Raw genomic sequence first — 12,095 nt, forward strand, 5'->3', positions numbered from 1 at the left:
ATTAAATTTGCTCCGTCATTTTGACAGGCAATCAGATAGTCACAAATTCATGAGGGTTCATTCCCTCGATCGGAATCGGCTTGGTCAGCTTCATCAGCCCCATGCGGGAGATCGGCTGCGTCAGCAGAGTTTCCAGCGCCTGCATCCCTTCCGCCCGGCTGATCAGTCCGAGACCGATTGCACTCAGTCTGTCAAACTCTTCAGAAATGTGATTGTCAGCCCGCTCCCAATACCCCCAGTTCATCACTTTGACCGGGCATGACAGCCGCCCGGAAAGCTCATGGGCAAATGCGTCTTTAAATGCGCACCCCGCCGCATAATGACTTTGATTCGGATTCTTAATATATGAAATAACCGAAGAGAAAAAGAGAATAAAGTCCAAAGACTCTTTCGCAAATACTTCGGCAATGTTGACGGAAATATCCACTTTCGCCGAAAGGCCGGCGTGAAACTGTGATTCTTCCATATCTTTTACGCTTTCATTCGCAAATACCATCGCTGAATGAACGACGCCGCTGATGGTGCCGTATGTGTTTTTAATCTGTTCATAGGTGCGCTGAAGCGATGGAAGATCAGAAGCATCTGCTGCTATATATTCGGGAGCCGGGCCTGATGGCCGGTACCGGTCTATTTTTTGGCGTATCCGGCTGTCCAGCGGCCGCCTCCCGATCCAGACGACTCGGGCTTTATACGTCGTCACCATATAATCTGTCCAAACCTCGCCGATGCCTCCCGCACCGCCGATGATGACATATACGCCTCCATATCGGTAAGGAACACTTTCAGACGGCCCGCTTTGGACCGGAAGCAATTGAGGCCGGTGCCATTCCTGATGTCTGCGCACCCATGCTTTACCCGTACGGTCGCGGGGCAGGCTGAATATGTCTTCTGCAGGGAAATCCCCCCCGTCTTCAAGATCGACCAGACGGATGTGCCAGCTCGGATGTTCTTTTGCGAGAGACCCGACGAAACCGTGCACACTGGAATGAGCGGGACGCACCTCATCATATTGGGTGATAGGCTGTGCTTGGTGCGTAATCACCGTCATCCCGAGCTGCTCTTTTCCATACCCGAGACTGATAAGAGCTTTGGCCGCTCTGAAAATTTGCAGCACCCCGCTTTTTTGATCATGGATGTAAGAATCAGCCGGCTGAGGGGCAAACCAGATCATATGCTGAATCTCACCGAGACGGCGGAGCCGATCGGATATCACTTCAACGGAAGCACTTTGGCTGCTATCAAATCGCACAGCTTTAGGAAACAATCGTAAAACCGCGTCCGCCTGCCCGTCTGTACCGCCTATGATGACAGCTTTTGCTTCAGAAATGGGGAAGCCGGTTTGGTTGTCTATCGGTTCCGCGTCCCATACCTGCATCAGTTTGACGGCTCCGGTAAGGTTACCCGGCAGATCGTATTGCTTGTCATCCGTTTCAGCCGGCGCACTTTCGGCCATCCGGGCAGAAAATCCTTTTATTCTTACACACACATTGCCGCGTTCATCACATATATCAATGTCCATTCTTCGCACGGCCGGTGTTTCATGCGTCACAAACACGGCCGCCCACATGTTTGGACTGCACGGATGAAAAACGGTCAGTTCATGCAATTCAAAAGGCATTAACGGCTGCTCCGGATAACCCGCTTTATCTTCATTCATAACGCCGATGGCCGCCTGAAAAGCGGAATCAATCAGACTCGGATGGAGCACAAACTGTTCGGCCTCATCACAAACGGAAGCAGGGAGCACCAATTTAGCCAAGGCTTCTTTTTCCCCGCAATAAATGTGATCAATTCCTTGATGTGAAGGTCCGTATACAATTTCCGCCTTTGCAAATGCCGCATAGCAGTCTTCTTTTGACAGCACTTTTTTGCGGCAGCGCGCTTTCAGCTGTTCAATATGCAAAACCGGCGCCTCAGACAGCGGCTCAATCACAGCACTGCCTTCACAATAAATGTCTGAATCGTTTTCATTGCTGTACACTTGAAATGAAATATTGCCGTTATCCTCTAAGGAAAGACCTGTCGTCATACGCAGCGGCTCTTTTTTATGAACGGCCTGGCGTATCCAGCTGATATACCGCAGCGAAATGCCGGTTTTAGCCGTGTATTCAGCGGCTAACGGCGCGGCAGCCAGTTCAGCCGCGGCTCTCGCCATTTCAAGATAAGCCGCCCCGGGGAGAACACGCTTGTTTCGGACGATATGATCGGCTAAGAAGAATTCATCTCCGTTCAGTACCGTGCTGAATTTTTGTTCTAACAAATCTGATGTATTGCGGTGAAGCAGCGGGTGAAGCCTGCTTTCTGTATTTACGGAAGTGACGGGATGATCGGGCTCCGGTATCCAATAGCGTTCCTTCGCAAACGGATATGTCGGCAGACTCATCCTGCGCGGTTTCTCCTCCCGATACAGCCGCGTCCAGTCTATCTCAAATCCTTTTGACCACAGCTCCGCAAGTTTTTTGTAAGTGCCGCTGTCCGTCCATTTTCGGATCAGCTCCTCCGTATCCTGATCATCATTCAGGAAACCCCTGATTTCCGTTCCGCTATCAGACCGGCCTTGAAAGCAGCCGTCAATCTGCCGTTTTCGTTCTGTAAATTCGGTTAATTTCCTGATCAGGTCCGCTTGATCGTTCACTAAAAAAACAAGCCGTTCTTCCATTGCCAGCCGTCCCGTTTGCAGCGTATACGCCAGTGACCGCAGGGAAAAAGGTTCATCAGACTGCTTCTCTAAGCCGGACTGACCGAAAAGACCGGAAAGAATATTCTTATGTTTCTCATCGTTTGTCAGACATTCTGCCAAAGTCCGGACGGAAGTATGCTGTATGAGATCAGTCATGTCTATTGCCAGCCCGTATTGATCCGTCAGCCGCTCAGAAAACTGTGTCAGCTGCATGACATCCAAGCCGAATTCCTTCCAATCCTGTTCACCATCTACCGAGCCGGCCTCTACATGCAGAACTTCGGCCAGAGCACCGCGCAGCGCATTTTCCAGCTGATTTTGCATTGTATCTGTTTTGTCATGACGCGGCCCGCTTCCTTCAAGCGCTTTATCTTTGAGAAACATCAGCAGGCGGGCAGCGTATTCCTTCAGCCGCTCCGGATTTTTCGCTGATAGAGGCACGATATACGGTCTCTCTTGATTCTCCGTAATGCCGGGGTTTTTGGGCCTGTACTCTTCTAAAATGAGATGAACGTTTGAACCCGTCGCCCCGAATGAACTGATGCCTGCGCGTCTCGGACAGGAATGTTCTCTGCCGTTCTCTGTATACGCCGGCTTTTTCCATGACTCGGTTTTTTGCTGCACGTAAAATGGCGAGTCCTCTAAACGGAGATACGGATTAATCGTCTCTGAGTGCAAAGAAGGGACAAGCGTTTTGTGAAACAGCTGCAAAACCGTTTTATGAAGCCCGCTGATTCCGGCGGCTGACTCCGCATGTCCGATATTCGATTTAACGGAACCGATCGCACAAAATTGCCGATCCTCCGTAAACGTGCGGTAAGCTTTAACAAGACCTTGTATTTCAATCGGATCTCCTAAAGAAGTTCCGGTTCCATGCGCTTCCACATAAGAAATCGTCCTGGGATCGATCCCCGTCTTTTCAAGACATTCAGCTATCATATCCCCCTGCGCCACTGGGCTCGGCACGGTAATCCCGCTGACGGTTCCCACGTGATTGACGGCGCTGCCTTTTATCACCGCATAAATATGATCCTTATCTTCTTCGGCTTTGTGAAGCGGCTTCAGCAGCACGGCCCCGATGCCGTCAGCTGAGACATAGCCTGTGCCGCCTTCGCCGAACGTGCGGCACAGCCCGTCACTCGAATGCATATCCATCAAGCCGTATGTGATATATTTTGTCGGGTGCAATGATAAATTGACGCCTCCGGCAAGAGCTGCTTCACATTCACCGCGTCTCAGACTTTCCGCCGCCATATGGACGGCCGTCAGAGATGACGAACACACCGTGTCAACCGCCATGCTCGGCCCGTGAAAATTGCAGAAATATGAAACCCGGTTTGCGATCGGCGCATAGTTCAAGGGATAAGGAAAGACCAGCCCTTTGGCCGCAGCTTCAGCGCCGGCGAGAGAATAATCCATATGCATCACCCCGGCAAACACACCGACGTTCATTCTCTTATTCGGCCCTTTCGGCTGAACGATTGTTTCCGGGGTATAGCCTGCATCCTCAATCGTTTCCCAGCATGTTTCTAAAAACAATCGTTCTTGCGGATCTTTAGCTTCTGCCTCCCGCGGAGAAATCCGGAAAAATTTCGCATCAAAACAATCCGGATCGTCTATAAAACCGCCCCATTTGGAAATCGGCTTGCCGGACGGCGATCGCAAATGCTCATATTTCCTCGTATCCCAGCGGGAACGAGGCACTTCCGTTACGCTGTTTTCTCCATTTTTTAAATTTGCCCAGAATTCACGAAGATTTTTGGCGCCGGGGTACCGTCCCGCCATCCCGACGATCGCAATATCTCCATTCTGCGTTCCGGCTGACGCCGATTTTTTCACGCGGTTTTGGGTCGTCCTCTTTTTTTCCCGGCGCAAAGGTTCAGCATTTGGATGCCCGCTTTGAGCATGGCCGAAGCCGGCTCCGTAATGTTCGCACAAATATCCCGCCAATTCCGCGATTGTCGTGTATTCAAATAACAGCGTCGGCAGAAGCTGCGTTCCGATTTTTCGTTCAATTTCCTTTACCATGTCCAACAGCCCCGGAGAATCCAGCCCCATTTCATAGTAGCCGATATCCGGGTCAATCTCTTTCACAGGTTTGTTCAATCGGGCGGCAAGCAATTCTTTTAAATAAAGGATGCACTGTTCAGTAAGGCCGGCGGAAGCCTCCGCACGGCGGGGCTCAGAAGGCGCCGGTTCCGCTTGCGGAGCCGGGACGGCATTCCGCCCGTCAGGTTCTTTCTTTTGCCGTTTCTGATTGATCAGTTCCGGGTCCCTCACCCGTTTATTGGCGAAGTTTTTCAGTTCGCCGACTTTTCTGCCTTCCTCATTGAAAAACTCCATTGTCACGTAAACGAGATCTTTCTTACGGGTGACGGATTCTTTTTTTATCTTGGTGATACATGTCGTCTGCAGCAATTCGGCGCAATAAAACGATTCATAAAACAGCGGCAGAAATAATTGCCCCTCCTCCCTCGTCAAAGGCGCGAGATATACATTGGAGCCGATGCTGCTCGCATCTATCAATGCGGGATGAAACATCGCCTCTTCTGCATGGTCCAGCTGATCCTTTTGCACCGACAGATCAATATAAATCGATTTTTCAGTCTGGTAGACGCTTCCGCAGCCTTTCATTATTCCTGAATGAACCAATTCTTGATCCCTGCATTCCGCGTAAATATCCTCAAGCGGTATTTCTGCCGCCGTTTGTTTTACGGCATCCATCCGGACGCTCTCTTGGAAGCCGGCGGGCTTTACGGAATGCATTTGCGCCGCGGCATATATCTTTGTCTCTGCTGCTTCGTCACCTTGTTTTTGCCCTTTCACCTCTACCTTCCACTGCCCTTCGCCGTTCTCTGTACAGTCAACGGAAAGCAGGATTGTTTCTCCCTGTTCAGGAGCTAAAGGGTGAAAAATCGATAAGTGCCTGAGTTCAAGGCCGGCATGAAAAAAACCGTTTTCTCTGAAAGTCTGATAGATCAGGTCAATATAAGCCAGACCCGGCAGCAGTTCCTTTCCATAGGCTTTATGATGTTTCAGAACGGGATGCTGATTGTTAATAAGAAGCTGCTCTTGCATATGAACTTCCTCCATATCGACGTTCAATTTTCAGCGCAATCAGTAAGTCTTCATTTGTTTCCAAAACGTATTCGGGCGGGATTCATGTGCGTTTTCATGCAGGCTTTCAGCTTTGTCCGGACGGATGGGCCGGCGTTTTAATTCCTGTCTCGGCAAAGGCTTTCTAACCGGGGTATACGCCTCTTGCTCCCAGGCTTCCACTATGACATGGGCATTCGTCCCTCCGTCGGCGAAACTGCTGACGGCGGCAATCCGCGGTGAATCCGTCCATTCACGCAGAACGTGCGAAAAATAAAACGGCGAGGCGGACAGATCGTAATGCGTCATCGGCTCTTTGCCCGAAAGGAAAGGCACACGCATTCGGCGCGAGAGCATAAGCACTGTTTTAATGAATCCGGCAATCCCTTCAGCGCATAACGGGTGTCCGATATTCGGCTTCATCGACCCCAATTCGCAAGGCGCGCTGTTTTGCATACGGTACACCGCTTCAATCGCCCTCAGTTCCAAAAGGTCGGTTACTTCAGAGCCTGAACCGTTTGCTTCAATGTAGCTGATATCCTCCGCTTTTCTGCCGCTTTTGGCAAGCGCCTTGGCCATCACTTCTTTCTGCGCCTGTATATTCGGTGTGGCAGGCCCCGCGGTTCTGCCGTCATTGTTTACGGAAATGCCTTTAATGACCGCATGAATCCGGTCCCCGTCTTTTACAGCCTGGGCCGCTGTTTTTAAATACACCATTCCGACGCCTTCTCCCAATACGATGCCTCCGGTGCGGCGGTCAAAAATATGAAACGCAGGCTCTTCGCTTAACAGATTGCGAAGTTCGAACATCCGGTGGGTTTGACCGGATTCCAGCAGACTGACTCCCCCAACCACCGCTGAGTCGATTTCACCGCAAGAAAGCGCCTGTATCGCCATATTCATACCGACAAGCGCTGAAGAACAGGCCGTATCCAAAACGAGACTCGGCCCCTTCAAATCAAAGAACTGAGAAAGATTGGCCGCCAAGTAATTCGGGCCGGCGGCGACTATCGGATTTTTTGCATGCTTCAGACGGTTTTCGTCAGGCATACTGCCGCCGCGTCCTCCTAAATAGACACCGGCTGACCTGCCTTTCATTTCTTGTAAAGAGTAACCGCTGTCTCTGAACAGATGAAGCGCTTCTTCTAATATAAGAAAGGACTGGATATCCATCGCCTTGATGTCTTCTTCGGGAATAAGGAAAAACTCCGGGTCAAAATGCGTTACATTTTTTAAAAGGCCCGCATAATCCGCCTTCTCCGTTTTCCAGCGTTCTTTCGGCACCCTTTGAATAGCCGACGTCCCTTCAGACAGCAGCTTCCAATAAGCTTCAATTGATTCAGCTCCCGGAAAACGGCAGGACATTCCGACAACAGCGATGTCTTGCGCCGCTGCAGCGCCAGAAGGCTGAATGACAGCGGCTGCTGTTTGTTTGGGAACGTCCGGGATTACAGGCTGAACCGGTTTTGAAACGGCAGCTTTGATTTCCGGATATGCCGTTTCAAGCCATCCCGCCAGCGCAGCAACCGTAGGGTATTCATACAGCACCGCCGGGTCAAGGTCAGCTTTGATCCTCTTTCCGATCGCTCTGGACACTTGGGCAAGCATGATGGAATCGGCTCCGTAATCTTGAAACGGTGTATCAGATTCAAATCTTGACGGCTCCAGTCTTAATTCCCGGCAGCAAATGCCCGTCAGCCACTCCTCTACGCTTTCTGTCTCACCCTGTACATGCTGCTTTGTTTCGGTAAGGCCGGTTGAAAGCATCAGACGGTCGGGCTCCCATTTTTCCGGCTGAATGACGGCCGGCATAATAACAGATCCGCAATCGCCTGCCATAACGGCATCAAACAGGCTCAGCCCTTCTCTGTCAGTGATGCTTTTTAAACCGCTTTTCAGATACGCCCGGCTTTTTGATTCGCCCATACCCGTTTCTTTCCAGCTCGGCCATTGGATGCTCAGCACCGGAAAACCTTTTGCGGCCGCAAAATAATCCATATAGGCGTTAGCCATGGCATAATCGCTTTGGCCCGCTCCTAATTCCGGCATCACGCCGGACACTGAAGAAAACAGCGCAAAAAATCGGAGAGGCTCCTTGTGCAGCGCTTGATACAACAGGTCCAGTCCGTCAGTTTTAGGTTCAAGCACAGTCATCATCTGTTCTCTTGTTTTGCGGATAAAGGCGGGATGATCGAGATCTACGGCTCCCGCTGCGTGTATCACGCCTCCAATCGGTCCCATCTTCTCTTTCACCCGGCTGACGGCCTGCTCATATTCAGGGCCGGAAGATACAGACAGCACTTCCGTTCGGACACCTTTTTGTTCGAGCTCTCTGATTCTTCTCACTTTATCGGAAAACGGGGAATTCCGTTTGATATGATCATCCCACTCCGCTTTCGGAGGCATTGTTTCTTTTCCGGTAAGCACGAGTTTCGTGACTCCGTAACGTTCGGCAAAATGCCGGGCGAATAAATATCCGAGTCCCCGGGTCCCTCCGGTGATCCAGAGCGCATGGTCTTTCGGAAATGAAAATTCTTTTTCAGCTAAGCCGTTTGTTTCCTTTAACCGCGCGTGATAGCGCACACCGTTTCGGTAACACACTTCGATGTCTTCAGAATCGCGAAAAAACTCCTCTGCGATCTGGTTTGCGAGCTCGGAATCTTCAGCAGTCCGTTCTGCATCCATATGCCGCGAGCGGATATCCTTATACTCACTTTGGAGCATCCGGTACAATCCGGCCTTTTTTGCACCTGAGAGATTTATCGTTTCATTCGCAAAAGGTTCAAGCCCCTTTGTCACACAAAGCAGCTGAAGCTTTCGGCCGCGGTTTCTGTTGTCGATGAGAGACTGCAGACGATGAATCCAGCCGTCATCATGATTGATTTCCGTCCCGCATCCCGTCACATCAATCAGACCGCCAAATCGGGCCGCGTCCCCGGATATTTCCGGTGATGCAGCGTCAATGATTTCAGACTCGGGGAAATAACGGGACAGCTCAACGGCCAAATTTCCTGTCTGGTGATCAGCGGCTATTCCGATGACGCCCCGCACTTCCTTAGCCGGAACACGGCTGCTTTCTGCCCAGCTTTTCTGTAAAAAGCGGAATTCACGAAATGTTTCAGAATGTGTTTCAGCACCGCGAACATTGTCCGGCGCTGCATCGTCCGGCCAATAACGATCCTTTATAAATGGATAACCGGGAAGGCTGACGCGATGCGGCAGGCTGCCGTTATAAAGCTCTGACCAATCAATCTTCAGCCCTTTTACCCAAAGTTCCAGAAGCTTCGCGAATTTTTTTCTTTTCATCCATTTACGGACGGCTTCCTGCATATCTTCATCCTTAAAAACGGCTAGAATATCTTTATACTGTTTGCTTTTTCCCCTGAAGCAGCCGTCTGTTCCGCCGTCAATAAAACGCTGCAGTTTTTCCGCTAACTGCTCTGTCGACGTCACGATAAACGCCGCACGTTCTTCCATCGCTTCTCTTCCGGTTTGAAGGGTGTAAGCCGCATCCCGGAGGCTGCGGTCTGTGACGTCATTTTTTCTGATCGCTTGAAGAAGCTGCTGCGCCCGCTGCTTCAGGCTGGCCTCCTGTTTGGCGGATAATAAAATGACTGCGGGATCTTCATCTGTGAATGGCTCAGAAATCTCCCTATCAGGTTCAATATATTCTTCTATCAATATGTGGGCATTTGCCCCGCCCGCGCCAAAAGAAGAGATTCCCGCGATTCTCGGAATCTCTTTTTGCGCTCCGTTTTCCTCAATGACCGGCCGTTTCCAGTCTGCCAATTCACGCTGCACCGCAAACGGCGTCCGGTCAAATGCAATATTCGGATTCAAACTTCGGCAATGTAATGAAGGGGCCAGCTTTCGTTTTTGAAACTGGAGCAGCAGTTTTGTTACACCGGCAATGCCTGCCGCGGCTTCCAAATGCCCGATATTGGATTTAACTGAGCTGATGGCGCAAAAGCCTTTATCTGACGTTTTCGTTTGAAATGCGCGGGTCAAACCGTCAATTTCGATCGGATCTCCGAGTTCAGTGCCCGTGCCGTGGGCTTCGATACAGCTGATCATCCGCGGATGTATTCCTGATTTTTCAAGCGCGCCGGAAATCACGTCAGCCTGGGCGCTCGGACTCGGCACTGTATACCCGTTTGTTCTGCCGCCGTGATTGATATGAGTGCCGCGAATCACCCCGTAAATATGGTCCTTATCAGCCATCGCTTTTGACAGCGGCTTTAACAGCACGGCCCCGACGCCTTCACCGGGAACAAATCCGTCCCCGCCTTCACCGAAACTTTTGCACGTTCCGTCTTTTGAAAGCATTCGATAGGCGCTGAGCTCCGCATAAGCCGAAGGATGCGTATACACATTCACACCGCCGGCAATCGCCATGTCACATGCGCCGCGAAGGATGTTTTCACACGCTTCATGAATTGCAGTCAGCGAAGACGAGCACATCGTGTCGATCGGCATGCTCGGCCCTTTCAGATTAAGAAAATAGGAAACTCTGTTGGCCGCTGAACTGAACGACGTTTTCGGCTGCAGGGTGCCGCCGTTTTTCCAGTACATTCCGTACCCGTTTTTCGTAATGCCAGCAAAAACGCCGACCCGGCCGTTATACAGATTCTCAAGCTGTTCCTTCGTATAACCGGCATCCTCCAGCACCTGCCAGCACATTTCAATAAAGAGACGCTCCTGCGGGTCCATATTCAAAGCATCACGGGGTGAAATTTGAAAAAACAGCGGATCAAAGAAAGCGGCATCTTTCAGAAACCCGCCCCGCTTACTGTAACTTTTCCCTGCTTTCACGGCCGCTTCGGGATCTGGGTTGTAGTACCTGTCCTTTTCCCAGCGCTCTTCGGGAATTTCGGTCACACAGTCTTTTCCGGCCGCTAAGTTATCCCAGTACTCTTCAAGTGTTTCAGCTTGCGGATAACGTCCGCTGACTCCGATAATCGCAATCCCTTCTTTTGTCTGTTTCTCATTGGAAAAAGCAGGCCGTTTTCTTCGCTTGGTAAACGACGGAAGCACCGGAAAATCTTCATTTGCCAAAACCTGTTCTGATATGCCTGAACGGTGCTCATCATCATTTGTCCATTTTCGGCATTCATTCGGATAATCCGTGACAAAGTGAGCTGCCAAAGAGCCCAGTGTCTTATATTCGTAAAAAACCGTTTTGGAAAGGTCACCGAAAAGCAGAGACAATTCGCGGTTCAATTTCGTCACAGTGACTGAGTCGATTCCGTAAGTTTCCAGCGGCTCTTCAGTATCTATGTTGGAAACAGCAATTTTTGCAGTCAGGCCAAAAAGCGTTTTGAGCTGAAGAAGCGTTTGTTCATACAAACGTTCACTGCGGTGTTCGGCATTGGTTTTTCCGGAAGCGCCCGTCTTGATGACAGGCTGCAGCTTCAACCCCGACAGAGAAGCCCATATTTTTCCTTCTCCGTCACATAAATCAATATAAAAGCTCCCCGCCTTCTCTTGTATCTCGGCCCATACCTTGTCAGGACAAGATTCATAAAACAAAAGCTCGTCCAATGAAACCGGAGCGAGCGTTTTATATTCTTTGCCGCCAAGCAGCGCGCATGCCTCTGTCACACTTTGCATCACACAGGGAGGGAGGCCGAATCGGGCGGATTCTTTTTGGTTTGTCAATGGAATTGATATGTCTGCCAGCATCCGTCCTGATGAAGCGTAAATACGCTCAATTCCTTTCATGTGCTCACTGTATTGAACGGTATCGTTCTGAGTGATGGCTTCAATTTGCTGCTTATCCATCAGGGAACCGCTGTTTTCCTTCAAGCGGCTGATATCCAGCATGCCGGGCGCAGCATCAACTGGCTGAATCGTCCCTTGGCTGTACACATCATAATGACTGGAATCAGCAGAAAATGGATTATAAATCTCAAACCTTTTGGCTTCACCCTCTGCGGGTATCAGCCTGATTTCGATATGGAACGGCTCAGCCTCAGTCAGAATGGGCTTTGACCACACGATATGCGTCAGCCGGACAGCCGCAGTCTCCTTTACTGTCAAAACAGCCGCAGCTCTCGCCATTTCCAAAAGAAGTTCTCCAGGCATAAGCTTTTTATGCTGTAAAGAAATATCAGCGAGAAAAAATTCCCGGCCGCTGAAAGCTGCCGAGAATCCCTGTCCCGTTTCATCGGAAATATGCTGCTGAGCAAGCGGATGAAGGGAATCCGCTTGGCGAAGTCCCATCCGCATATCATAATCACGCAAAATGCCGATCGCATCCTGTTTTGTCATTTTTTTATTTTTGACGTCAGAAAAAACCCGGTGCAGAAACTCTTTCATA

General features: G+C 50.4%; 2 protein-coding genes. Both read right to left on the bottom strand.

The annotated features are described in order from the left end of the window. Nucleotides 1-31 precede the first annotated feature (31 nt). A complete protein-coding gene (locus HAP68_RS11395) occupies nt 32-5,758 on the bottom strand; it encodes a type I polyketide synthase (RefSeq protein WP_024085569.1) in 5,727 nt (1,908 codons plus the stop codon). 39 nt (nt 5,759-5,797) lie between these two features. Further along, nucleotides 5,798-12,094, bottom strand: coding sequence for a type I polyketide synthase (locus tag HAP68_RS11400; RefSeq protein ID WP_024085570.1), 6,297 nt, complete (start codon nt 12,092-12,094; stop codon nt 5,798-5,800). Nucleotide 12,095 lies beyond the last annotated feature (1 nt).

Source organism: Bacillus sp. Bvel1, assembly GCF_014872755.1.
GTDB classification, from domain to species: domain Bacteria; phylum Bacillota; class Bacilli; order Bacillales; family Bacillaceae; genus Bacillus; species Bacillus velezensis.

Excerpts from the sequence above, each read along its gene's own strand:
- HAP68_RS11395 (WP_024085569.1), bottom strand. The coding sequence starts at position 5,758 with ATGCAAGAGCAGCTTCTTATTAACAATCAGCATCCCGTTCTGAAACAT.
- HAP68_RS11400 (WP_024085570.1), bottom strand. The coding sequence starts at position 12,094 with ATGAAAGAGTTTCTGCACCGGGTTTTTTCTGACGTCAAAAATAAAAAA.